Annotated in this window: 21 protein-coding genes and 1 pseudogene; 8 read left to right on the top strand and 14 right to left on the bottom strand. The window is 56.0% G+C overall.

Going from position 1 to position 24,533, the window contains the following annotated elements; all coding sequences use genetic code 11:
- Positions 1-20: 20 nt before the first annotated feature.
- Positions 21-1,364 carry an NCS2 family permease gene (locus QLG09_RS00460; RefSeq protein WP_049022974.1) on the top strand — a complete coding sequence of 448 codons (1,344 nt, stop codon included), beginning with the start codon at positions 21-23 and terminating at the stop codon, positions 1,362-1,364.
- On the opposite strand, the gene QLG09_RS00465 is transcribed toward QLG09_RS00460, so the two are convergent.
- The 3 genes and pseudogenes from QLG09_RS00465 to QLG09_RS00475 form a co-directional block, all read right to left on the bottom strand.
- Positions 1,361-3,559, bottom strand: a complete 2,199-nt coding sequence (locus tag QLG09_RS00465) for a polysaccharide biosynthesis tyrosine autokinase (RefSeq protein WP_040017976.1) — start codon at positions 3,557-3,559, stop codon at positions 1,361-1,363. The genes QLG09_RS00460 and QLG09_RS00465 overlap by 4 nt on opposite strands.
- Positions 3,559-4,008, bottom strand: coding sequence for a protein-tyrosine-phosphatase (locus QLG09_RS00470; RefSeq protein ID WP_020883220.1), 450 nt, complete (start codon positions 4,006-4,008; stop codon positions 3,559-3,561). Before QLG09_RS00470 ends, QLG09_RS00465 begins: the two co-directional genes overlap by 1 nt.
- Positions 4,008-5,147: pseudogene (locus QLG09_RS00475) on the bottom strand (polysaccharide export protein). The gene QLG09_RS00470 and the pseudogene QLG09_RS00475 overlap by 1 nt, the downstream one beginning before the upstream one ends.
- Before the next feature lie 489 nt (positions 5,148-5,636).
- Here QLG09_RS00475 and QLG09_RS00480 point away from each other — a divergent pair.
- Together QLG09_RS00480 and QLG09_RS00485 are read left to right on the top strand one after the other, a co-directional pair.
- Positions 5,637-5,969, top strand: a complete 333-nt coding sequence (locus tag QLG09_RS00480; RefSeq protein ID WP_008500887.1) for an RcnB family protein — start codon at positions 5,637-5,639, stop codon at positions 5,967-5,969.
- Entirely contained in the window at positions 5,944-6,399 is a 456-nt protein-coding gene (locus QLG09_RS00485) for a GNAT family N-acetyltransferase (protein WP_282488669.1), read from the top strand. The genes QLG09_RS00480 and QLG09_RS00485 overlap by 26 nt, the downstream gene beginning before the upstream one ends.
- A gap of 94 nt (positions 6,400-6,493) precedes the next feature.
- Here QLG09_RS00485 and apbC read toward each other — a convergent pair whose 3' ends face one another.
- Positions 6,494-7,603, bottom strand: a complete 1,110-nt coding sequence (gene apbC / locus QLG09_RS00490) for an iron-sulfur cluster carrier protein ApbC (RefSeq protein ID WP_020883218.1) — start codon at positions 7,601-7,603, stop codon at positions 6,494-6,496.
- A 137-nt stretch (positions 7,604-7,740) separates the two neighbouring features.
- Here apbC and metG point away from each other — a divergent pair, with 137 nt between their 5' ends.
- Positions 7,741-9,774, top strand: a complete 2,034-nt coding sequence (metG, locus tag QLG09_RS00495; RefSeq protein WP_049022976.1) for a methionine--tRNA ligase — start codon at positions 7,741-7,743, stop codon at positions 9,772-9,774.
- Positions 9,775-9,838: 64 nt separating this feature from the next.
- Here metG and QLG09_RS00500 read toward each other — a convergent pair whose 3' ends face one another.
- From QLG09_RS00500 to QLG09_RS00510, 3 genes are read right to left on the bottom strand one after another with little or no spacing between them, the layout of a single operon-like run.
- Positions 9,839-10,309 carry a DUF1456 family protein gene (locus tag QLG09_RS00500; protein ID WP_014170878.1) on the bottom strand — a complete coding sequence of 157 codons (471 nt, stop codon included), beginning with the start codon at positions 10,307-10,309 and terminating at the stop codon, positions 9,839-9,841.
- A gap of 52 nt (positions 10,310-10,361) precedes the next feature.
- The gene (gene btsR, locus QLG09_RS00505) at positions 10,362-11,081 is read right to left on the bottom strand and encodes a two-component system response regulator BtsR (protein ID WP_049022977.1); all 720 of its coding nucleotides are present in this window, start codon (positions 11,079-11,081) and stop codon (positions 10,362-10,364) included.
- Positions 11,075-12,760, bottom strand: a complete 1,686-nt coding sequence (locus QLG09_RS00510) for a sensor histidine kinase (protein WP_040017978.1) — start codon at positions 12,758-12,760, stop codon at positions 11,075-11,077. The genes btsR and QLG09_RS00510 overlap by 7 nt, the downstream gene beginning before the upstream one ends.
- A gap of 217 nt (positions 12,761-12,977) precedes the next feature.
- Between QLG09_RS00510 and mlrA the strand changes: the two genes are divergently transcribed.
- Positions 12,978-13,718 carry an HTH-type transcriptional regulator MlrA gene (gene mlrA / locus QLG09_RS00515; protein ID WP_020883214.1) on the top strand — a complete coding sequence of 247 codons (741 nt, stop codon included), beginning with the start codon at positions 12,978-12,980 and terminating at the stop codon, positions 13,716-13,718.
- 69 nt (positions 13,719-13,787) lie between these two features.
- The gene (locus QLG09_RS00520) at positions 13,788-13,901 is read left to right on the top strand and encodes a protein YohO (protein WP_010433613.1); all 114 of its coding nucleotides are present in this window, start codon (positions 13,788-13,790) and stop codon (positions 13,899-13,901) included.
- Here the strand turns inward: QLG09_RS00520 and QLG09_RS00525 are convergent.
- The 5 genes from QLG09_RS00525 to bglX form a co-directional block, all read right to left on the bottom strand.
- Complete coding sequence (locus QLG09_RS00525; RefSeq protein ID WP_049022978.1) at positions 13,876-14,613, bottom strand: ABC transporter permease; 738 nt, start codon at positions 14,611-14,613, stop codon at positions 13,876-13,878. The genes QLG09_RS00520 and QLG09_RS00525 overlap by 26 nt on opposite strands.
- A complete protein-coding gene (locus QLG09_RS00530) occupies positions 14,597-15,547 on the bottom strand; it encodes an ABC transporter ATP-binding protein (protein WP_049022979.1) in 951 nt (316 codons plus the stop codon). Before QLG09_RS00530 ends, QLG09_RS00525 begins: the two co-directional genes overlap by 17 nt.
- Positions 15,540-16,697: an ABC transporter permease gene (locus QLG09_RS00535; protein ID WP_014170885.1), complete on the bottom strand. Its 1,158-nt coding sequence runs from the start codon at positions 16,695-16,697 to the stop codon at positions 15,540-15,542. Before QLG09_RS00535 ends, QLG09_RS00530 begins: the two co-directional genes overlap by 8 nt.
- Before the next feature lie 12 nt (positions 16,698-16,709).
- Entirely contained in the window at positions 16,710-17,627 is a 918-nt protein-coding gene (locus QLG09_RS00540) for an ABC transporter substrate-binding protein (protein ID WP_014170886.1), read from the bottom strand.
- Between the two features lie 146 nt (positions 17,628-17,773).
- Complete coding sequence (gene bglX, locus QLG09_RS00545; RefSeq protein WP_049022980.1) at positions 17,774-20,071, bottom strand: beta-glucosidase BglX; 2,298 nt, start codon at positions 20,069-20,071, stop codon at positions 17,774-17,776.
- A 189-nt stretch (positions 20,072-20,260) separates the two neighbouring features.
- On the opposite strand from bglX, the gene dld reads away from it, so the two are divergent.
- Complete coding sequence (dld, locus tag QLG09_RS00550) at positions 20,261-22,009, top strand: D-lactate dehydrogenase (RefSeq protein ID WP_020883209.1); 1,749 nt, start codon at positions 20,261-20,263, stop codon at positions 22,007-22,009.
- A gap of 111 nt (positions 22,010-22,120) precedes the next feature.
- Positions 22,121-22,675, top strand: coding sequence for a GNAT family N-acetyltransferase (locus QLG09_RS00555; protein WP_014170889.1), 555 nt, complete (start codon positions 22,121-22,123; stop codon positions 22,673-22,675).
- A 66-nt stretch (positions 22,676-22,741) separates the two neighbouring features.
- Here the strand turns inward: QLG09_RS00555 and pbpG are convergent, their stop codons facing one another.
- Both pbpG and QLG09_RS00565 read right to left on the bottom strand, forming a co-directional pair.
- Positions 22,742-23,665, bottom strand: coding sequence for a D-alanyl-D-alanine endopeptidase (gene pbpG / locus QLG09_RS00560; protein ID WP_063435364.1), 924 nt, complete (start codon positions 23,663-23,665; stop codon positions 22,742-22,744).
- Positions 23,666-23,832: 167 nt separating this feature from the next.
- Positions 23,833-24,420 carry a Yip1 family protein gene (locus QLG09_RS00565; protein ID WP_014170891.1) on the bottom strand — a complete coding sequence of 196 codons (588 nt, stop codon included), beginning with the start codon at positions 24,418-24,420 and terminating at the stop codon, positions 23,833-23,835.
- Positions 24,421-24,533: the final 113 nt, after the last annotated feature.

The following is a 24,533-nucleotide window of genomic DNA, read 5'->3' on the forward strand; positions in this document are numbered from 1 at the left end:
TACCGAAGGAGAGCCGGATAATGGCCGACAATACCGTTAATTCGCCAGCACCAGGGCGCTGGCTTGAACGTCGTTTTGCACTCCGTGCACGCGGGAGCACCGTGCGCACCGAGTGCCTGGCGGGTATCACCGGTTTTCTCGCCGCCGCCTATTTGCTGGTGGTGATCCCGGGGCTGCTGGCCGTGGGAGGAATGGACAAAGGCGCCGCGACCACGGGCACCATTCTGGTCTTCGTTGCCGGGACGCTGCTGATGGCGTTTTACGCCAACCTGCCGTTTATCGTCGGGCCAGGAATTGGTGGCTCGGTGCTGGTCGGGGTGACGCTTTCGGGCAGTGAAGGCATTGGCTGGCAAATTGGTCTGGGTATCGCCTGCTGGTCGGGGATTTTATTCTTCCTGCTGACCCGGTTTGGCCTGCGTGAAGTGGTGACCCGCTCGGTGCCGCAGTCCATCAAGCTGGGGCTGACGGCCTCCATCGGGCTGTTTGTCGCCGTACTCGGTTTCCGCAACGCCGGGCTGGTGCTGGCGAATGCCAAAACGAACGCACTGATGTTGGGAGATTTTTTGTCACCCGGTGCACTGGTGGCGTTACTCGGCCTGTTCCTGGCTATCGGCCTGCAGGCTCGTCGTATTCCGGGTGCGATCCTGTGGGCTATCCTGCTCGCGACCCTCGTGGGTATTCCGATGGGCGTCACGAAATTACCCGCCAGTTTTATCGATGTGCCCCACTCCATCGCTCCCGTCCTTGGGCATGTCGATATGCTGGGCGCGCTGAATATTGCTTTTCTGCCATTCCTGTTTGTCTTCTTCGCCTCCGAGTTTTTCTCCACCATGGGAACAACGCTGGCGGTGGGCGGGGAAGCAGGGCTGCTGGATGAAGAAGGCAATATGCCAAACATTAACCGCCCGTTTATGGTGGACTCCATTGCCGCCGCGATTGGCCCGTGGGTAGGCATTCCTGCCGCCACGGCGCTGATTGAATCGTCCGCAGCCGCGGAAGCCGGCGGCAAAACCGGCATGACCGCGCTGGCCGCGGCGGTAATGTTCCTGCTGATGCTGCTGTTTACCCCTGTGGCGCTGATGATCCCGAAAGAAGCCACGGCGCCCGCCCTGATCCTCATCGGGCTGAATATGTTTAGCGGTTTACGTAAGGTTGATCTGGCGAACTTCACCGACGGCTTGCCAGTGTTGATGATGGTGATGATTACGCTGATTGCCAACAGTTTCGGGACCGGTATTGCGGGCGGGCTGCTGTTTTATATCGTTATCAAAGCGATAGCCGGGAAATGGCGCGATATCCCCGTCGGTCTTTGGATCCTCGCCATTCCCCTGGTGTATTACTTCGCCACGCTGGTGAAGCACTAACCCTCACGCCGCTTTTCCTTCGGGGTATAGCCGTAGTCGAAATGGCTATACCCCGCGCTGTAATACAGCGCCGCAGATTTCACGATATCATTGAGAATGGCACCGTTCACCTGCACACCCATCTGCTGCAGACGCTTTACACAGTTTTCCGTCTCTTTCACGTTGGTTTTACCAAAGCGGGCAACCAGTAACGTGGTTGCGGCCACTCTGGCAATCAGCACCGCATCGGTCACGGCCAGCACCGGCGGTGTATCAACGATAACAACGTCATAGTGTGCGTTCATCCCCGACATCACCTCCTGGAAGCGTTCTCCCATGAGCAGCTCCGCGGGACGTAACGGCTGAGGACCGCAGGTCAGAACATCAAATCCCGCCTTATCAACGCGCTGGATCGCCTCCTGCCACGCCACATTTCCCTCAAGGACAGCGGATAATCCGTGATGGTTGTTCAGCTTAAAGAGATTATGCACATAGCCTTTACGCATATCCGCATCGATAAAGAGCACCCGCTTTCCGGCCTGAGCCGCTATTGATGCCAGTGACGTGCTGACCAGCGTTTTGCCGCAATTCTGCGTGGGGCCCGTAATCACCACGATCTGGTTTGAGGCATCCATCATCGTGAAATGCAGGCTGGTACGCAGTCCACGCATCGCTTCAACAAACATATCCGCTGGCCGGTCTGTGGGCAGGAAGGGGATATCCGAAGTTTTATGTTTCCCGTGGGGCGCCAAAAAGTGCTTTCGGCGCAAATGCGTTTTTTTCCACAGCCAGACCGAGCGCGGCAGCGTCGCCAGAACCGGCATCCCCTGCTCTTCTATTTGCTCTGACGAGGTGATCCCTCGCCGACAGGCAGTACGAACCAACACCCAGCCCATGGAGACCATCAGCCCTAACAGCACGCCAGGCAGAATAATAAGCGCTTTACGGGGTTTTATTGGCTCAGGTTGCGTAACCGCGGTATCAATGATCCGCACGTTGCCGATGGCGCTGGAGCGTGAAATGTTCAGTTCCTGTTGGCGTGTCAGCAGCTGCAGGTAAATGGTACGCCCGGACTCGACATCACGGCTCAGGCGCAACACTTCCTGCTGGGTAGAAGGCATAGATGAAACCCGGCTGTTCAGGCGCGCGCGTCCCTCTTCGAGCGTTTGTCGCTTCTCCCGTAATGCGCGATAGGTCGGGTGATCCTTTTTGAAAAGCTGAGAAACCTCTGCCTCACGAAAGGTCAGTTCGTTGAGCTGATTTTCCACGTTAACGACCTGATCCAGTACGGACTTCGCCTCAAGGGATAAGTCGACGGAATCGCGCTGCGCCCGATAGGCATTCAGTCGTGCTTCGGCCTCATCCAGTTCGTGACGGACCTTAGGCAACTGCTCCTGTAAAAACGCCAGACTTCGGGAATCCTGTGCCTCCTGACGCGCAATATTCTGGCTGAGATAATTTTCTGCAATCGTATTGAGCACCACCGCTATCCTGTCCGGGTCTTCACCCGTCAGCGTCAGGGTGATCATACCGCTCTGTTTACCGGATTCCGCGACAAAAAGTCTCTTCTGCAGCGCGTTAATTGCCTCAAGCCTGGTAAAGGCTTGAAGGGTAAATTGGGTCCCCGGCTCCGCGCTCAGCGAGGTCACCAGAAGCGTGATCCCGTCTTTCACCAGCCGTTTGCCAACCCTACCGTCAGCCTTAAGCGTCTCCCCTTCCAGACGATACCGGCCCTGCCCCAGCACGGTCAGGACAACCGCTTGCGGTTTCCCCTCCTGCTGGGGCAGGGTAAGCTCACCTATCGTCATGTTGCCAGGTTTGCTGCCGCGTAGACGTTCCCAGAGGCGCCCCACAACCGGGAGAACGCGCTGTGTTACCTGATATGTCAGCCCCAGATTATCAACGGTTCCCCCCAGGATCATGCGCGATTTAAGCAGCAACAGTTCAGGTTCAGCGTCGGGTGAAAGGTCAGACCCAAACTGGCTTAAGCTTTTAAGCAACGAGTTGTCCTGCTTTGCTTCTATTTGTACCAGGGCATCCGCCTGGTAGACCGGCGTGGCGCTAAACGCGTAGAGCCCCGCGCACACCGTAAACAGGAGCGTGACCAGCCCGATTAGCATGCGGTGATCAATCATCTCAGCAAGTAGCTGCATAAGATCGATTTCATTACTGTGCGGTGCGGCAGCACCGTATTTGTCTGATGTATGAGAAGACATTAACGCTTCATTCCTTTTTGACCCACACGACGAGCCCATTCCTGACTGGCTTTTACCAGCTGCCCGAAAACATATTCAAACGCTTCACGACTTTTGCGGTAAGGATCGGGAATGTCCCTGTTTTCCAGCCATTGGCCAAACAGCAGCGATTTTCCGCGACATTCGGGCGACACAGCGGCAATAAAACGCAGGTGCTCCGGCTCCATCACCAGAATCAAATCGGAGGTTTGCAGCATGCTGCGCGTCATCTTGCGTGCCACGTGCCCCTCCAGCGAAACGCCGTAACACCGGGCCACCTCCCGTGCAGTTGCATCCGCCGGGCGTCCTTCAAATCCGTAAATCCCAGCCGATGTCACGAGTCTGCCGGGCAGCTGTTGTCGCAACAGCCGCTCCCCCATCGGCGAACGGCAAATATTGCCGGTGCAAACCACTAAGATTGAGTTGAACATTATTGCGGCCATGAACGGATGAAGCGGACGGTTTCGGTCAGGTCATGGACACCGCTGATGGTGGGTACCAGCTGGGTGATCACGCGATTCCAGCGTGACAACGGCGCGGTGGTGACGTAGACAATGTCATACGGTTCAAGCTGGAATTCCGTCCCCAGTACCATCGCGGAGGCATCCTTCGCATTGAGCTGATAGATATTGGCAATTTTGTCCGTCGCCCCTTTTTTCGCTACCGAGCGAATAACAAAAATCCCGGTTGCATCGGCCATATTCTGATCCAGCCCGCCTGCATTCCCCAGGGCTTCCGCCAGGGTCATTCCGCTACGATCCATCTTTAATGTGCTCTGCTTCACCACCTCGCCCATCACGAACACTTTTAAGGCATCGTTACGCGGAACAAAGAGGATATCGCCCGGATACAGCAGCTTATTCTGGCTTAAATCACCATGCTGCATCAGCGCTTAGAGCGAAAGGCGCGCGTCCTGGCCATTATGCATGAGGACCACGTTACGCCAGTCGGCATCCGCGGAAAGCCCACCTGCGGCGTTGACCGCGTCCATTACCGTCAACGGAATATTGGTTATCGGTTGCTGGCCTGATTTTGCCACCTCTCCTGTCACATAAGCTTTTTGTGAGCGGAAAGACGCCACGCTGACATCCACCTGCGGGCTCTCAATAACCTTCTCCAGTTGCGCGGTGATTGCTTCACGCACCTGCGCGACCGTTTTGCCTGCAACATGCAGTTTTCCGACGTAGGGATAGAAGAGCGTTCCATCCGCATTCACCCAGTTACCCGCGTCACTCGCGGTACGATACTGCCCTGCGGGCGTGGTTAATTCCGGATGATCCCAGACGGTGACCGTCAGGATGTCGCCGGTGCCTATGCGGTATTCCCAATTTTTAACCTGCTCATCCAGAGTAGGATTTGCCTGAGATTTGAGGACAGGCGGTCGCAATTTTTCAACGAGCGTCGGGGTCAGGGGATAAATTTCCACGTGTTGATCGAGCTGATAATTCGCTTCTCCGTCAGCCATGACTTTTTTCCCGGTAATGCTGAGATCCTGACCTGGCGAAAATACGCAACCAGTTAACTGGCCGACTGAAAGAAATAAAAGTGAAAATAGCGTTGTATTTTTCATTTATATAAAAAGTTCTTTTATTGTTGTGTTTGTTGTTAAACAGATAAAAAATAAATTCATTTACATTAAAATTTTCAACGGGTTATTGTTTTAGCGGACGTATTACAAAATACAGACAACGTTTCCCTTCCTGGTGATAAAAAAGCAAAATCGTTCCCATTCTTTTGGAAAAAATGGAAAGAGATTGATGTCATACGGAGGCGATATTAAATGTTCTTACGTGGGAAAGCATGCGTTGAACAGTCCATTTGCGAAGTGAAAAGGTATTTTCAGAATTGATTAATGAAATAATAAATATTGGAAATATCAAACTCGGGAGATATTGACTGTAGTGATACTGCACACGTCATTACGACTACACAAAACCGTCCACTTTTGTTACATTTTTTTTCAAACACACCATGCTTTGGTACTTAAAATGGACCGTCTGCCTCGCGTTCCATGAACCCGCAGACGAAAAGTATCTGTAACGATATCACTGGAGAAAAAATGGCTAAGCGTAAATTGCTGCTTCTGGGTGTATTACTGTCTCTGGCGGGTTCCGCGTTTTCTGCCCCGCAAACCGCCGCTGCGCCATCAGGCATTAAAGCCTATGAGGAACAAGAGTTCATCGCTGATTTCACCAAATTCAAGATTGGCGACACCGCACCGGCGCAGTATCAAACGCCTGAGTACACCATTAAACAGTACCAGCTGCGTAACCTGCCGGCCCCGGATGCGGGTACCCACTGGACCTATATGGGCGAGAACTACGTCCTGATTGGCGATGCAGATGGCAAAATCTACAAAGCCTACAATGGAGATATCTTCTATCACCGCTAATGACATTTTAATCCGGCTCTGGCAGGAGAGCGATCGCCCCTTTTTGCGAACACTCTATCTCCACGCGCGGCGCGAGGCCTGGCCATGGCTGGACGGTTCCGAGTGGCAGCTTGAAGACTTTGACGCGGCAACCCGCGACGAAGTGATTTGGGTGGCCGTTCAGGACGGGCATCGACTGGGTTTTGCTTCGGTGTGGACGAACGACAATTTCCTGCACAATCTGTTTGTCGATCCGCAGTATCAAGGTCTGGGCGTCGGTCATTTGCTCCTTGAACAGGTGCAAAACGCGTTCACCAGTACGGGTTCGCTGAAGTGTCTGGTAAAGAATGACCGGGCTGTTGCCTTTTACCAGCGCCATGGCTGGCATATTGAAGCGAAGGGTGACTCGCCGGAAGGTGAGTACTTTTTAATGCATTACGTACAGCGTTAAACGCGGGTGACGCTTCGCTGAGCCGGCCTACAACACGTTATTTCCGTAGGCCGGGTCAGGTGCAAACGCCGCCCGGCAATTCAGACTAAAGCACTCACACCGCGCGAAACGCAATTTCACTCGGGATGACTTCGCCCTGCCAGTAAAGCTGCGCCGCAACGCGCCCCGCCAGCTGTCGATACATCTCTGCAAATTCACTGTCCGGACGGCTGACGACCGTCGGCTTCCCGCTGTCCAGATCTTCACGCAGCGAGATGTGCAGCGGCATCTGCCCAAGCAGCTGGGTGTGATACTGCGCAGCCAGTTTTTCTGCCCCACCGGTGCCAAAAATAGGCTCATGGTGTCCGCAGTTGCTGCAGATATGCATGCTCATGTTCTCGACAATACCCAGCACCGGCACGTCCACTTTCTCGAACATCACGATGCCTTTTTTGGCGTCGATCAGCGCGATGTCCTGCGGGGTGGTCACCACGACCGCTCCCGTGACCGGAATGTTTTGCGCCAGCGTCAGCTGAATGTCACCGGTGCCCGGCGGCATATCCAGCACCAGATAATCCAGATCGGGCCACATTGTCTCCTGCAGCATCTGCATCAGCGCTTTGCTGGCCATCGGGCCACGCCACACCATGGCGTTATCGTCAGTCACCAGATAACCAATGGAGTTGGTTGCCAGACCGTGGGCCATGATCGGCGCCATGTGCGTGCCATCCGGCGAGGTTGGGCGCTGGTTTTCCGCGCCCAGCATGTTAGGCACAGACGGTCCGTAAATATCGGCGTCCAGAATACCGACTTTCGCCCCTTCGGCTGCCAGCGCGAGCGCCAGGTTTACCGCCGTGGAGGATTTACCCACCCCACCCTTGCCTGAACTGACGGCAATGATGTTTTTCACGCCGTTAACGCCCGGGTGGTTTTTCACACGCTTGAGGGTGGCGATGCTGTGGGTCAGCTTCCAGTCAATGGCTTTCGCGCCGGTAATGCGCAACAGCTCAGAGCTGGTTTGCTCTTTCAGCGCGTCAAACGCGCTGGTCCAGACGAAGGGCATCTGCAGCTCGATGTGCAGCGTATCGTCCAGCCATGCGACATGGTGTAACGCTTTCAGCGTGGTGAGATTGTGCTTCAGGGTTGGATGCTGAAAGTTAGCCAGCGTCCCGGCGACCATTGCTCTTAAGGCTTCCGGTGATTTGGCCTGGGATTGAGAACTCATCCCGACTCCTTTGTTCTTGTGAATAAGACCTTAGATGAACAAGTTTACCTGAAAGGCCGTGGTTTGTGCTTACTTAATAATGCCCCTTTTGGTAATATCAAAAACCCTTTTCACAGTTAAAAGAAGTAATGCCTACTATGACTCAAGTCGCGAAGAAAATTCTGGTAACGTGCGCACTGCCGTACGCCAACGGCTCAATCCACCTCGGCCACATGCTGGAGCATATCCAGGCTGATGTCTGGGTCCGTTACCAGCGAATGCGCGGCCACGAGGTTAACTTCATCTGCGCGGACGATGCCCACGGCACGCCGATCATGCTGAAAGCGCAGCAGTTGGGGATTTCCCCAGAGCAGATGATTGCCGAAATGAGTCAGGAGCATCAGACCGATTTTGCGGGCTTTGACATCAGCTATGACAACTATCACTCCACGCACAGCGACGAAAACCGTGAGCTGTCGGAGCTGATCTACTCTCGCCTGAAAGAGAACGGTTTTATTAAAAACCGCACCATCTCTCAGCTGTACGATCCGGAAAAAGGCATGTTCCTGCCGGACCGCTTTGTCAAAGGTACCTGCCCGAAATGTAAATCACCGGATCAGTATGGCGATAACTGCGAAGTATGCGGCGCAACCTACAGCCCGACCGAGCTTATCGATCCGAAATCTGTTGTTTCGGGTGCCACACCGGTAATGCGTGATTCCGAGCACTTCTTCTTCGACCTGCCGTCCTTCAGCGAAATGCTGCAGGCGTGGACCCGCAGCGGCGCGCTGCAGGAGCAAGTCGCGAATAAAATGCAGGAGTGGTTCGAATCCGGTCTGCAGCAGTGGGATATCTCCCGCGATGCACCGTACTTCGGTTTCGAAATTCCGAACGCACCGGGTAAATACTTCTACGTCTGGCTGGATGCGCCAATCGGGTACATGGGTTCCTTCAAGAACCTGTGCGACAAGCGCGGCGACACCGTCAGCTTTGACGAATACTGGAAGAAAGATTCCGACGCCGAGCTGTATCACTTTATCGGCAAAGACATTGTTTACTTCCACAGCCTGTTCTGGCCGGCGATGCTGGAAGGCAGTAACTTCCGTAAACCAACCAACCTGTTTGTGCACGGCTATGTGACGGTCAACGGCGCGAAGATGTCCAAATCTCGCGGTACGTTCATCAAAGCCAGCACCTGGCTGAACCACTTCGACGCGGACAGCCTGCGTTACTACTACACGGCGAAGCTCTCTTCCCACATCGACGATATCGACCTGAACCTGGAAGATTTCGTGCAGCGCGTGAACGCCGACATCGTCAACAAAGTCGTCAACCTGGCTTCCCGTAACGCGGGCTTTATCGCCAAGCGTTTCGACGGCGTGCTGTCTGCCGAACTGGCCGATCCTGAGCTGTACAAAACCTTCACCGACGCCGCCGCGGCGGTTGGCGAAGCCTGGGAAAGCCGTGAGTTCGGTAAAGCGATTCGTGAAATCATGGCGCTGGCTGACGTGGCTAACCGCTACGTTGACGAGCAGGCACCGTGGGTTGTCGCGAAACAGGAAGGCCGTGACGCCGACCTGCAGGCGATCTGCACCATGGGCCTGAACATGTTCCGCGTGCTGATGACCTGGCTGAAGCCGGTACTGCCACAGCTGGCCTCCCGCGCTGAAGCGTTCCTCAACACCGAGCTGACCTGGGATGCTATCCAGCAGCCGCTGCTCGGCCACAAGGTGAATACCTTCAAGGCGCTGTACAACCGCATCGAGATGAAGCAGGTAGAATCCCTGGTGGAAGCGTCTAAAGAAGAGGTGAAGGCTGCCGCTGCGCCGGTGACTGGCCCGCTGGCAGACGATCCGATTCAGGAGACCATTACCTTTGATGATTTCGCCAAGGTCGATCTGCGTGTCGCACTGATTGAAAACGCGGAATTTGTCGAAGGCTCGGACAAACTGCTGCGCCTGACGCTGGATCTGGGCGGTGAGAAGCGTAACGTCTTCTCCGGAATCCGTTCTGCCTATCCTGATCCGCAGGTGCTGATTGGCCGTCAGACCGTGATGGTCGCCAACCTGGCACCGCGCAAAATGCGCTTCGGCATCTCGGAAGGCATGGTGATGGCGGCAGGTCCTGGCGGGAAAGATATCTTCCTGTTAAGCCCTGATGAAGGCGCCAAACCAGGTCAGCAGGTGAAATAATAAAAAAGCCGGAGATAATCTCCGGCTTTTTTTTGCCTCTTCATCCTTCACGCCCCGGTACCACTCACGGCTTAGCGTGATGCACCCGGTGAGTCAGTCCGCGTAAAAAATAACGCAAAAACTGGTCGCCGCACTCGCGGTAGTTCTTATGGTCCGGCGCACGCATCATGGCGGTGATCTCCGGCATCGACACGCGGTGCTTCTGCTCTGTCATAATCGCCAGAATGTCGTCTGTTTTCAGTGAAAACGCGATGCGCAGCTTTTTCAGCACCGTGTTGTTATTCACCCGACGCTCAAGCGCCAGTTCTGGTGCTGAGTCATCTTTCCCGCGCTTGTCGTAGATGAGGCCGTTCAGGAAGCCAGACAGGATAATGTCAGGGCAGCGAACAAACCCCTCTTCATCCTCTTTTGTCATCCAGGTGTCGAAACCGGCAGAGGTGGACTCCATGCCAGCAAGCGCAAGAATGCGCACCATATCGTTATTGTTTGCTTTCAGGGTGTAGCGCAGGCTACGGAGAATATCATTACTGAGCATGGGTGCCTTTAACTTAACTGTCGATGATGCAATGGGGCGCAGTGTACCAGTTTTACAGGCCGATCGCCTCTTTCAAACTCTTAAGGTAGCGGCGACTGACGGGGACGGTTTGCCCGGCACGCAGCACCAGCTCTGCCTGTCCGTTGTCTTCCAGCCGGATCTCTTTCAGGTGCGCCATGTTCACCAGATACTGGCGATGGCAACGAACGAGCGGCGTTCGGCTCTCCAGCGTCCGCAGCGTCAGCTCGGTAAAGCCTTCGTTACCCTCCGCGCTGGTAACAAATACGCCGCTCAAACGGCTGCTGACAAACGCCACATCGTCCATCTGCAGCAGGTAAATCCGACTGTGGCCGGTGCAGGGGATAAATTTCAGCGGCTGCTGGTTTTCCGGCAACAGCGTGACATCCTGCGCGGTGCGCTCCTGGCGCAAACGGCTGAGAGTCTTTTCAAGACGCTTCTCTTCAATCGGTTTCAGTAAATAATCGAATGCGTGCTCCTCAAAGGCTTTGACGGCGTACTCATCGAAGGCGGTCAAAAACACAATGTAGGGGCGATGCTCCGGGTCGAGCATTCCGACCATCTCCAGGCCGCTAATTCGGGGCATCTGAATGTCGAGGAACAGCACGTCCGGGCGCAGTTTGTGCACGGCGCCAATGGCCTCAATGGCGTTTGCGCACTCCCCCACAATCTCAATGTCAGGCTGCTCCTGCAACAGAACGCGCAAGTTTTCCCGTGCTAACGGCTCATCATCCACAATCAGCACTCTTAGCATGCGTTTTCCTCCAGCGGCAGTCGTAACGTAATACGGGTGAATCGGTCAGGCTCACAGGCCACGGTAATGCCACAGTCATCACCAAAGTGCGCGCGCAGGCGTTTATCCACCAGGCTCATCCCTAATCCGCCTGAGGTGGAAGGCACGTAAAGCCCGGCGTTATCTTCAATATCCAGCACCAGATGATGGTTAAAGCGGCTGGCGGAAATGGTGATTTCCCCAATCCCCAACAGCTGTGACGTACCGTGTTTTATGGCGTTTTCCACAATAGGCTGCAGGGTAAAGGCCGGAAGATGCTGATACGCCAGCTCATCCGGGACGGATAACGACACCTGCAGACGAGTCTGGAAGCGTGCCTGCTCAATCTGCAGGTAAGCATTAACGTGTTCTATTTCATCAGCCAGGGTCACAATCTCGGACGGACGTTTAAGGTTTTTGCGGAAAAACGTCGACAGGAACTGAACCAGCTGCGCGGCCTGATCGCTGTCGCGGCGGATCACCGCTTTGAGCGTATTAAGCGCATTGAACAGGAAATGCGGATTCACCTGAGCGTGCAGGAGTTTAATTTCGGATTGCGTCAGCAACGCTTTCTGACGCTCATACTGCCCGGCGAGGATCTGCGCGGAGAGCAGCTGAGCAATGCCCTCTCCCAGCGTACGGTTGATAGAGCTGAACAGACGGTTTTTCGCTTCATAAAGCTTGATGGTGCCCATTACCCGCTGGTTTTCCCCGCGCAGCGGAATGACCAGCGTGGAGCCCAGTTTGCACTGCGGGTGCAGCGAACAGCGGTAAGGAACTTCGTTGCCGTCGGCATACACCACTTCGCCGGTTTCAATGGCGCGCAGCGTATAGGCGGAGGAGATCGGTTTCCCGGGCAGATGGTGATCGTCGCCCGTGCCGGTAAAAGCCAGCAACCGTTCACGGTCGGTTATCGCCACCGCGCCGATATCCAGCTCCTTATAAAGCACCTGCGCCACCTTCATGCTGTTCTCTTCGTTAAAGCCCTGACGCAGGATCCCCTCCGTCGAAGCGGCGACCTTCAGGGCCGTCGCGGAAAACGCCGAGGTGTACTTCTCAAACATGGCGCGCTTGTCGAGCAGAATACGCATAAACAGCGCAGCACCCACGGTATTCGTCACCATCATCGGGGCGGCGATATTGCTCACCAGATGGAGCGCATCTTCAAACGGTCGGGCAATCAGCAAGATGATGGCCATTTGCGCCATTTCAGCGACAAAGGTGATCGCCCCGGCGGTGAGCGGGCTAAAGACTTTATCCGGACGACCGCGCTTAATCATATAGCTGTGAACCAGGCCGCCGAGCAGCCCTTCGACGATCGTTGAGATCATACAGCTCAGCGCCGTCATGCCGCCCATCGAATACCGATGCAGGCCACCGGTTAACCCGACCAGCCCACCGACCACAGGGCCGCCAAGCAGCCCGCCCATCACGGCACCGATGGCTCGCGTATTGGCAATGGAGTCTTCGATATGGAGACCAAAATAGGTTCCCATAATGCAGAAAATAGAGAAGGTCACGTAGCAGAGCAGCTTGTGCGGCAGGCGTACGGTAACTTGCATCAGCGGAATGAACAGACGCGTTTTACTCATCAACCAGGCGATGACAAGAAACACGCACATCTGCTGAAGCAACAGCAGCACCAGATTAAACTCGTACATACTCAAAACCGCACACCCTCAAAACGCGTAACATACACTGCTGGCGGTAAACTTTCTTTGAAGCGCGGCAAAAAAGCTGCAATTCGTGGCCGGCATCACACCTTTTGCCGAACCTAACGCCTGCTTCGCATTATTCGTGCAAAAAACAACCATTTCTTCCTGGTTCAGTAAACAGGGACTACAGTTAAGCTGGGGACGCGTAAGCCAGGGGGCGAATATGGCGCTTTACACAATCGGTGAAGTGGCACTCCTTTGTGATATCAATCCCGTCACGCTACGGGCATGGCAGCGACGGTATGGATTACTCAAACCGCAGAGAACGGACGGAGGCCATCGTCTCTTCAACGATGCCGATATCGACCGGATCCGCGAGATCAAAAGCTGGATCGATAACGGTGTGCAGGTTGGCAAAGTGAAATCCCTGCTCAGCCATGACGATCCTGACACGCAGCTTCTCTGGCGCGAACAACAGGAAACGTTGCTGCGCCTTCTGCAGGCGGGCAATCTGCAGCGCCTGCGCGCATGGATAAAAGAGCAAGGGCGCGATTATCCCGCGCAAACGCTGATCACGCATCTTTTCATCCCGCTCCGTCGACGCCTGCAGTGTCAGCAGACCACCCTGCAGGCGCTGTTGAGTATGCTCGACGGCGTCCTGATCAACTATATTGCCGTCTGCCTTGCCTCGGCGAAGAACAAGCACGGAAAAGACGCGCTGGTGGTCGGCTGGAACGTGCACGATACTACTCGTCTGTGGCTGGAGGCCTGGATTGCCACCCAGAATGGCTGGCGCGTTGACGTCCTTGTGCACTCGCTGGCGCAATTTCGCCCTGAATTGTTCGACGGCCAGACCCTGCTGGTCTGGTGCGGGGAAGTGCCTTCCGCCTCACAGCAACAGCTGATGACGGAATGGCGTGAACATGGTTACCCGGTTTACTCGCTTGGCCCGGAAGAGCCGTAACGGCATTTAATGGTTCATTAACAGCTGCGCTTCACCGTATAATTGTTCCGTTAACAACAGGAGCACATGATGAAGGCAACCAAACTGGCCGTAATTACCCTTTTTGTTCTGATGGCCGTAAGCGGTATCGGCGGCGTGATGCTGGCCGGGTATTCGTTTATTGTTCGTGGCGGTGTCGGCTGAGATACTGCGCCAGACGCTCAAAAACGCGATCGACGACGATTGCCGCCAGCGCGACCAGCAAGGCCCCCTGCACAATATAGGCCGTATTGAACCCGCTTAAGCCGATGATAATCGGCGTTCCCAGGGTGTTGGCCCCCACCGTCGACGCAATGGTCGCCGTCCCGATATTGATGATCACCGACGTACGGATCCCGGCAAGGATGACCGGTGCCGCCAGGGGGAGTTCAACTTTGCGCAGCCGCTCTGCATGACTCATCCCCATCCCTTCAGCGACGCTCAGTACCGACGCAGGTACCGCCGCAATACCGGCCAGCGTACCCTGCAGAATGGGCAACACACCGTATAAAATCAGCGCAATGATGGCCGGTTGCTGACCAAAACCCATCACCGGCACTGCAATCGCCAGCACCGCCACCGGCGGAAACGTCTGGCCAATCGCCGCAATGGTCTCCACCAGCGGGCGAAACTCCCGGCCCGCGGGGCGCGTGACCGCGATGCCCGCCCCCACGCCCAGTACAATAGCGACGGCACTTGAGAGCACCACCAGCCAGAGATGGGCCAGGGCAAGATTAATAAAACTCTCCTGCTGATACACCGGGCGCGGCAAGTCGGGGAAGAGCGTGCTAAACAGCGCCGCGCTGTGCGGCATCAGCAACAGCAAAGCGACAAAGAGCACGACCAGCCAGAACAGCGGATCACGAAGTGCCTTCACGTGTCACCTCCCCTGCCAGCAGATCGCGAAAATGCAGGGTGCCACTTGGCGCGCCCCGGGCATCCGCAACGGGCAACACTTCACACTGACGGGCAACAAACGCCGAAAGCGCATCCCGCAAGCTCATCTGTTCCTGCAGAGGCTCGCCACGCACCGTCGCGTCCTGTCGACGCATATAGTCGCTGACCGTACGCAGCGAGAGCAGCCTGACGCCCAGCTCGCTGTGGCCAAAAAACTCACGCACAAAATCGTTTTTCGGCCAGGTCAGCAGCTCAAGCGGCGTCCCCTGCTGCACCACCTCACCATGGTCCATCAGCACCAGATGGTCGGCCAGACGCAGCGCCTCATCAATATCGTGCGTCACAAGAATGATTGTTCGCCCCAGAATGCGATGAATGCGGGTCATTTCCGCCTGCAGTGCGGCGCGCGTGACCGGATCCAGCGCGCCGAAGGGTTCATCCATCAGTAACACCTGCGGATTGGCCGCCAGCGCACGCGCCACGCCCACCCGCTGCTGCTGGCCTCCGGAAAGCTGGTGCGGGTAGCGGTCACGCAGCGCAGGTTCTAACCCGAGCAGAGACATCAGTTCATCAACCCGGTCGGCAGTTTTTGCCCGCGACCATTTCTCCAGCTGCAGCACGGTGGCGATGTTCTGCGCGACCGTCCAGTGCGGAAACAGGCCGATGGACTGGATGGCATACCCCATACGACGACGCAGCTCCAGCACAGGCAGGCTGCGGATCTCCTCTCCGGCAAAGCGGATCAGACCGCTGTCATGTTCAACCAGGCGGTTAATCATCTTCAGGGTGGTGGATTTTCCCGACCCCGATGTGCCAATCAGCACGGAAAATGCGCCCTCGGCAAAATTCAGGTTGAGATGGCTTGCCGCCGGACGACCCGCAAAGGTTTTACTGACATCGTGAAATTCAATCATTGGCTCTTCTCCTGAGCAGCGCGAGCCATAAGGCAAACAGCGCGTCGATGACAACCGCCAGCGCAATCGTGGGCACCACGCCCAATAACACCAGGTCCAGGGCGCTACTCAACAGCCCCTGGAAAACCAGCGCGCCAAAGCCGCCCGCGCCGATCAGCGCCGCAATCACCGCCATGCCAACGGTTTGCACCGCCACCACCCGCAGGCTGCGCAGCAGCAGGGGCAAAGCCAGCGGCAGCTGGATCTTCCAGAAACATTGTCTCGCGCTCATCCCCATTGCATGGGCACTTTCCAGCACGTCCGGCGCGACCTGGCTCAGCCCGGCCACCACGCCGCGCACCAGCGGCAGCAGCGCATAGAGCACCAGCGCGATAAGGGCTGGCGTTAAACCGGTTCCGGCGATCCCCATCGTTCCCAGCACCGGGAACGACTTCACCAGCCCGGCCAGCGGAGCAATCAACAGGCCAAACAGAGCGACGGACGGGATAGTCTGAATCACATTCAGTACGGCAAACACCCCGCCCTGACGTGAAGGGTGGCGATAGCACCACATACCCAGCGGTATGCCGAGCAGTAAGGCCGGGATCAGGGTGCCGAAGAGGATCGTGAGGTGTTGCGCCAGGGCGTCATTAAACACCTCCTGACGGTTGGCGTACTCTTTTAACAGCGAGAGATTATTCAGCTCACCGCTAAACAGCAGCAGCAGCGGAATACACCATATCTGGGCATTGAGTATCCAGCGCCAGACGGATGTTGAGATAAGACGGCGAATAGCATCGCTGCAGGCCAGCAGACACAGCGCCAGCCAGAGCCACAAACCGCTACCCACAGAGGTTCTTGCCAGCGGACTTTCCGCCGAGGTCATGTGTGTTGCCGCAAGCCCGCCTCCCCAGAATAAGGCGATAAACAGCCCTTCACAAAGCAGCAGCGTCAGCCACTGGGCCGTGCGTCCTTGCCAGAGCGACAACGCAACCCACGCGCCCAGTGCCGCCACCAGCAACCACGGCGTAAATGACCAGACCTGCCAGAGCGAGCGACTCTCCCCCGACATCAGGCGATTCGGGGCCACATTCACAAACGGTAACGCGACCGCCGCGATGGCCACACAGGCCAACAGCAGCAGTACGCGGTTATGACATTTTATTGGCACAGCCCTGTCCTGTTACTTCACAAGCCCTTGTTGTTTCAGGAAATCGGCGGCCACTTTTTTGGCATCCAGTCCCTCAACGGCAATGCTGGCATTCAGCTGTTGCAGCGTTTTTGCATCCAGCTTTTCGAAGACCGGTTTGAGCCATTCAGCAATATCCGGGTACGCTTTAAGTACCGCTTCCCGCACGACAGGTGCCGGGGCGTAAATCGGCTGGACGCCTTTTGGATCGGTTAAGGTTTGCAGGCCAAGCGCCGCGACCGGGCCGTCGGTGCCGTAAGCCATCGCCGCATTAACGCCCGACGTTTGCTGCGCAGCGGCTTTGATGGTCACCGCGGTATCACCGCCCGCCAGAGAGAGCAGCTGGGCCTGATCCAGTTTGAAATCATAGGCTTTTTCAAACGCCGGCAGCGCATCCGGACGCTCAATAAACTCAGCGGAAGCCGCAAGCTTAAAGTCACCCTTCTCTTTCAGGTAGCGACTCAAATCCGCAAGCGAGGTCAGCTTTCCTTTCTCCGCCACGTCCTTGCGCACCGCGATGGTCCAGGTATTGTTGGCCGGCGCCGGCGTCAGCCAGACCAGCTTATTTTGCTCAGCGTCGAGTTTTTTGACTTTTTCATACCCGGCTTTGGCATTTTTCCACGCCGGATCGTTTTCATCTTTGAAGAAGAACGCGCCGTTGCCGGTGTATTCCGGGTAGATATCCAGCTCGCCGGAGGTAATCGCGCCGCGTACCACAGGCGTGGTTCCCAGCTGGACTTTATTGACGGTTTTAACACCGTGGCTTTCCAGTACCTGCAGAATAATGTTACCGAGCAGCGCACCTTCGGTATCTATCTTGGAGCCCACTTTTACCGGTTCTGCCGCCTGTAATGGCAGACTCAGCGCCGCCAGTAACACCGCTGAACCCAACATCCCCTTTGCAATCGTCATTCCACTGTCCTCATTTTTTTGCTGCCTTTTTCAGAGGCTTGAGAGAAAAGCGTAGCTTAAAACGGCGGAATTAACCGTCAAAATGCCTTTTTAACATAAGGTAAGACGCATCCCCCGCAAAGCGGGGGATGCAAGGGAGGGAAACGTCAGAGCAGCTCGAACTCGCCTTTATTTACGCGAGCGGAATCGACCCCGATAAAGACGTTAAACTTGCCTGGCTCCGCATCATATTTCATCTGCTGGTTCCAGAACTTCAGCGCATCCACGTCGATGGGGAAGCTGATGGTTTTGGTTTCGCCCGGCTTCAGGTTGACCTTCTCGAAGCCACGCAGCTGTTTCACCGGACGGCTCATGGAGGCGGTAACATCCTGGACGTACATCTGAATGACCGTTGCCCCTTCGCGTTTACCGGTGTTGCTCACCTCGACGCTTGCGGTAACTTTGCCGTCACGCTTCAGGGTCGGCGCAGACATTTTGACGTCAGAAACCTTGAAGGTGGTGTAGCTCAAACCGTAACCAAACGGATACAGCGGGCCGTTCGCTTCATCGAAGTAACGGGAGGTGTACTTATTCGGTTTGTCGGCGTTGTACGGCCGGCCGGTATTCAGGTGGCTGTAGTAAACCGGGATCTGCCCGACCGAACGCGGGAAGGACATTGGCAGCTTGCCTGACGGGTTGTAATCGCCAAACAGCACGTCGGCAATCGCATTACCGCCTTCGGTACCGGCGAACCAGGTTTCCAGGATCGCGTCGGCCTGCTGGTCTTCTTTGACCAGCGCCAGCGGACGACCGTTCATCAGCACCAGCACCAGCGGCTTGCCGGTCGCCTTCAGGGCGGCAATCAGATCGCGCTGGCTTTGCGGAATGGTGATGTCGGTACGGCTGGAGGCCTCATGCGCCATCCCTTGCGCTTCACCCACTACCGCGACAACCACGTCAGATTGCTTAGCGGTGTTCACCGCTTCATCAATCATCTCTTTCGGCGAACGCGGATCGACCTTCACCGCCTCCTCGTACTGATTGAGGAAGGTGACAATGTCTTTATCGTTGGTGACGTTCGCCCCTTTGGCGTAAACCACTTTCGCGTTCTCACCCACGGCGTTCTTGATACCGGTCAGCACCGTGACGGACTGATCGGCCACCCCCGCTGCAGACCAGCTCCCCATCACGTCGCGCTTGCTGTCAGCCAGCGGGCCCACCACGGCAATGGTGCCGGATTTCTTCAGCGGCAGCGTGTCGAGGCGGTTTTTCAGCAGCACCAGGCTTTCGCGTGCCACATCGCGGGCCTCTTTGCGGTGCAGACGACTTTCCGCGTTGGTGTCCGCCGGGTCAAAATCTTTCGGCCCCAGGTGGCTGTACGGGTCGTTAAACAGCCCCATATCATATTTCACGTTCAGCACGTGGCGCGTGGCGTCATCCAGCTCCGCCATGGTCACCTTACCGCTCTTCACCAGCCCCGGCAGGTATTTGCTGTAGTACTCGTCGCTCATGCTCATGTTAATGCCGGACTTGAGCGCCACGCGTACCGCGTCTTCCGGATCGGAGGCGGTACCGTGCTTAATGAGCTCTTTAATGGCGCCGTGGTCAGAGACGGTAATGCCCTTAAAGCCCCACTGGTCACGCAGAACGTCTTTCAGCAGCCACGAATCGGAGGTCGCCGGCGTGCCGTTGAGGGAGTTCAGCGCCACCATCACCGCGCCGCTGCCGGCATCCAGCCCCGCTTTGTACGGTGGCATGTAGTCGTTGAACAGCCGCTGCGGGCTCATATCCACGGTGTTGTACTCTTTACCGCCTTCCACGGCGCCATAGGCCGCGAAGTGTTTGACGCTGGTCATCACCGCGTAGCGATCTGCCGGGCTCTTACCCTGCATCGCTTCCACCATGGTTTTCCCCATCGTGGCTGTTAAATAGGTATCTTCACCGAACCCTTCTGAGCCGCGGCCCCAGCGCGGATCGCGGGAGACGTCCACCATCGGTGCCCAGGTCATATTCAGGCCATCATCCGCCGCTTCATAGGCGGAAACGCGCCCCACGGTTTTCACCGCATCAAGGTTAAAGGACGATGCCAGACCAAGGCTAATCGGGAAGACGGTACGCTGACCGTGCACCACGTCATAGGCGAAGAACAGCGGAATTTTCAGGCGGCTGAGTTCCATCACCTGATCCTGCATTTTGCGGATATCCGGGCGGGTGACGGTGTTAAAAATAGCCCCGACCTGCCCGTCTTTGATCATCTCGCGGATGGCCTCTTTCGGGTTATCCGGGCCGACGCTGATAAGACGCAACTGGCCAATTTTCTCATCGACCGTCATTTTCTTGAGCAATTCCGTGACAAACGCGTCCCGGGCTTCAGGCGTGAGCGGGTGATTGCCAAACAAATCCTCTGCCAGCGCAGGTTGCAGCGCCAGGCTGACGGCGACACCTACAGAACATAGCCATTTCATGTCGTTTTACTCTCTCATCAATAACCGCCGGAAGAACTCGGCCAGACCGTGCGAAAAGCGCAGTGTGCCACAAACCCTCAGAACGTTGCAGGGTTATTCTCTGATTTTTCTCGTGAATACTCGACCGCTTAACAGTTAATCGCGCTATGCTTTACAGCGAGAAATTTGCCCCACCACAAGGAGTGGAAGATGTCTTCTGTTCGAACTCACGATAACACGACGTTTATTAACGAACTGTCGCGCCTGGTTGGCTCCTCTCACCTGCTTACCGACCCGGCAAAAACCGCCCGCTACCGTAAGGGCTTTCGTTCCGGTCAGGGCGAGGCGCTGGCGGTGGTATTTCCCGGCACGCTGCTTGAACTCTGGCGCGTCCTGAGCGCCTGCGTGGCCGCCGACAAAATTATTCTCATGCAGGCGGCTAACACCGGCCTGACTGAAGGCTCAACGCCGAACGGCAACGATTACGATCGTGACATCGTAATCATCAGCACCCTGCGTCTCGACAAACTGCATCTGCTGGATAAAGGCGAGCAGGTGCTCGCGTTCCCTGGCACGACGCTCTACTCCCTTGAAAAAGCGCTTAAGCCGCTGGGACGCGAACCGCATTCGGTCATTGGCTCATCCTGTATTGGCGCCTCCGTGATCGGCGGGATCTGCAATAACTCCGGCGGTTCGCTGGTGCAGCGCGGCCCGGCTTACACCGAGATGTCACTTTTTGCCCGTATCGACGAAAATGGCAAGCTGACCCTGGTCAACCATCTGGGCATTGATCTTGGCGTAACGCCGGAACAGATCCTGAGTAAGCTCGACGACGATCGGGTGAAAGATGAAGACGTCCAGCACGACGGTCGTCATGCTCACGACCACGATTACATCACCCGCGTGCGGGATATCGAAGCGGATACCCCGGCACGTTACAACGCCGACCCTGACCGCCTGTTTGAATCTTCGGGCTGTGCGGGCAAGCTGGCTGTTTTTGCCGTGCGCCTCGACACCTTCCCGGCCGAGAAAAAACAGCAGGTGTTCTACATCGGCACCAATCAGCCGGACGTGCTGACCGAGATCCGTCGTCATATTCTGGGCGAGTTCGCTCACCTGCCAGTGGCGGGCGAGTACATGCACCGTGATATTTACGACATCGCGGAACGCTACGGCAAAGATACGTTCCTGATGATCGACAAGCTCGGCACCGATAAAATGCCGTTCTTCTTCACCATGAAGGGCCGTACCGACGCGATGCTGGAAAAAGTGCCGCTGTTTAAACCCCACTTTACCGACCGCTTTATGCAGAAATTGGGCAACGTCTTCCCGTCACATCTGCCGGAGCGGATGAAAACCTGGCGCGATAAGTACGAGCATCACCTGCTGCTGAAAATGGCCGGGGACGGAATTGCCGAAGCGCAAACCTGGCTCAGTGAATTCTTCAAAACTGCCGAAGGCGATTTCTTTGCCTGTACCCCTGAAGAGGGCAGCAAAGCCTTCCTGCACCGTTTCGCCGCTGCGGGTGCCGCCATTCGTTATCAGGCGGTGCATTCAGACGAGGTGGAAGACATTCTGGCGCTGGATATCGCCCTTCGCCGCAACGATACCGAGTGGTTTGAACACCTGCCGCCGGAAATCGACAGCAAGCTGGTCCACAAGCTCTATTACGGCCACTTTATGTGCTACGTCTTCCACCAGGATTACATCGTTAAGAAAGGGGTGGATGCGCACGCGCTGAAAGAGCAGATGCTCGCGCTGCTGCACGCGCGAGGCGCACAATATCCTGCGGAACATAACGTGGGGCATCTTTATAAGGCTCCTGACGCACTTAAGCAGTTTTATCGCGAGAATGACCCCACAAACAGCATGAACCCCGGCATTGGTAAAACAACGCGGAATAAATACTGGAAAGAGAGTCCTGACGCGGAGCAGCCCGTGACGCAAGCGTCTGATTAATTCCCACAGCCAAATTTGAGAGATTGTTAAGCGCGCCTTAATCGTACTAGAGTAGCGTTCTGTCGCCGGAGAAACGTTTCTCCGGCATCTGTTACGAGGAGCAGGCACATCATGTCGGCTGTTGATATTTTATCCGAAACCGAAGTGGAAGTGCGCGATGCCCTTCCCGACGATGTGCATGCTATCGCCGCTATCTACGCCTGGCATGTGCTTCACGGGCGCGCATCCTTTGAAGAAGTTCCCCCCACCGTTGATGAAATGCGTCAGCGAATGAAAAGCGTGGCCGAGAATGGCTTACCGTGGCTTGTCGCGCTGTATCGCGGCATCGTCGTAGGCTACTGCTACGCGACGCCTTACCGTCCGCGCCATGCCTATCGCTACACTCTGGAAGAGTCGATTTACGTGGATGCGAGTACTACCGGTCGTGGTTTTGGCTCCGTCCTGATGGATGCGCTGATCGCCCGCTGCGAGCAAGGACCGTGGCGGCAGATGATTGCCGTTGTGGGGGATGGCAACAACAATGCCGGCTCGTTACGGCTGCATAAGAAATACGGCTTCGAAATCGTCGGTCAGTTACGCAGCGTCGGGTATAAGAAAGGTGACTGGCGGGATACGGTGATCATGCAGCGCTCACTCAATGACGGAGACTGGACGCTGCCGGAGTAAGGCGCAGCGAGGTCTGTTGCCCTCTCCCGCGGGAGAGGGCGAAAACACAGTCATTAGCAATCCGGCTCAGTCGTTCTGGGCGGTTGCCATCTGCTCCGCTTTCTGCTTTTTGTAGGTCAACGCCGCGGCCGGTACCGGCTGCACTTTCCCCGTCTCAATCCAGGTACGCAGTCGGCTTGCATCCGCGAAGTGGGTGTATTTACCAAAGGCATCCATCACCACCAGCGCCACCGGTTTACCGTTGAATACGGTACGCATCACCAGGCAGTGTCCCGCCGCGTTAGTAAACCCGGTTTTCGTTAACTGAATATTCCAGTTATCCCGGTACACCAGATGGTTAGTATTACGGAACGGCAGCGAATAGGCCGGGTTCGCAAAGGTCGCCATCTCTTCACGGGTCGTACTGAGCTGACCAATCAGCGGGTACTGTTTGCTGGCAATCAGCAGTTTTGTCAGGTCGCGGGCCGTGGAGACGTTGTGAATCGACAGACCAGTCGGCTCGACGTAACGGGTATTGGTCATCCCCAGCGATTTGGCTTTTGCGTTCATCGCACGAATAAATGCTTCGTAGCCACCCGGATAGTGGTGGGCCAGGCTCGCCGCTGCGCGGTTTTCAGAAGACATCAGCGCCAGCAGCAGCATATTTTTACGGCTGATTTCGCTGTTCAGTCGCACGCGGGAGTAGATCCCTTTCATCTCCGGCGTATGGCTGATATCCACTTTCAGTTTTTCGTCCAGCGGCAGATGTGCATCAAGCACCACCATCGCGGTCATTAATTTGGTAATCGAGGCGATCGGGCGTACCAGATCCGGATGGCTGGCGTAAATCACCTTATTGGTGTTGAGATCAACAATCATCGCACTGCCGGAAGCGATTTGCGGCTGGGCAGCAGCGGTGGTCACGGCGGGCGTTTTGGCGATCGCTGGCGCGGCAGCGGACGCTCCCAGCAACAGGGCCAGGCTAAGTAAAGAGACTCGGAATTTCAGCATGGTGAGACTTCTGATAATTATTCACGCACGTTATGACGTACACCGCCTGTGTCGATGGAGAAACGCAGGCTGGCTTCGGCATCATAGCGGTCACCGGGCTTTGTCGCCAGAGGATAATCGTGAACAGATGCTGCATTGCTGGCATTTACGCCAGCAATGCAGTGAGCCTAGAAGAGACGGTATCCATAACCCCACAGAATAACCGTCAGAGCCAGTAGCGCTTCCAGCACCAGCACGCCGATAGCGAGCGTTGAACTGGAGAAGCTCAGGCCCTCTTCTTTATTGATATTGAGGAAGGTTGGTACCCCCAGATACAGCAGATAACCGGTGTAAAAGAGGGCAATAGTACCGATCAGCGCGCACAACCAGACCAGTGGGTACAGCGCCACAATACCGCTTAAGAACAGCGGCGTCGCGACATACCCGGCAAAAACCATACAGTGTGCCAGCGATGGACGTTGCGGATAGTTACGCGCCATCCAGTGAATGACACGCCCCATGACAGCCACACCCGCCAGCATCAGGCCATAAAAGAGAATGGCCAGTGAAAGACCGGTAAACCAGGAAAGCTGAACCACGGTGCCATCACCAAAGTTCCAGCCGATTTGTGTTGTGCCAATAAACGCGCAGATTACAGGCACCGCTGCCATCAGCAGCACATGATGCGTGTAATGGTGCGAGACCGTTTCGTTCTCCGTTTTGATGACATGCATTTCACGATCGGGATGGGAGAAAAGTCCCCAGACATGGTTCATAACGCCCCCTTGTTGTCGGCCCGTCAGCGATATCTTAAGTATAATGCAGGCCTGAGATTATTTTATGTACAGTGGGAAATTTCCGTTGATTGCCCCGTTATTGATTCATGGGG

Origin of the sequence: Enterobacter sp. V89_11 (assembly GCF_029967775.1) — a bacterium.
Classification (GTDB): Bacteria; Pseudomonadota; Gammaproteobacteria; order Enterobacterales; family Enterobacteriaceae; genus Enterobacter; species Enterobacter ludwigii.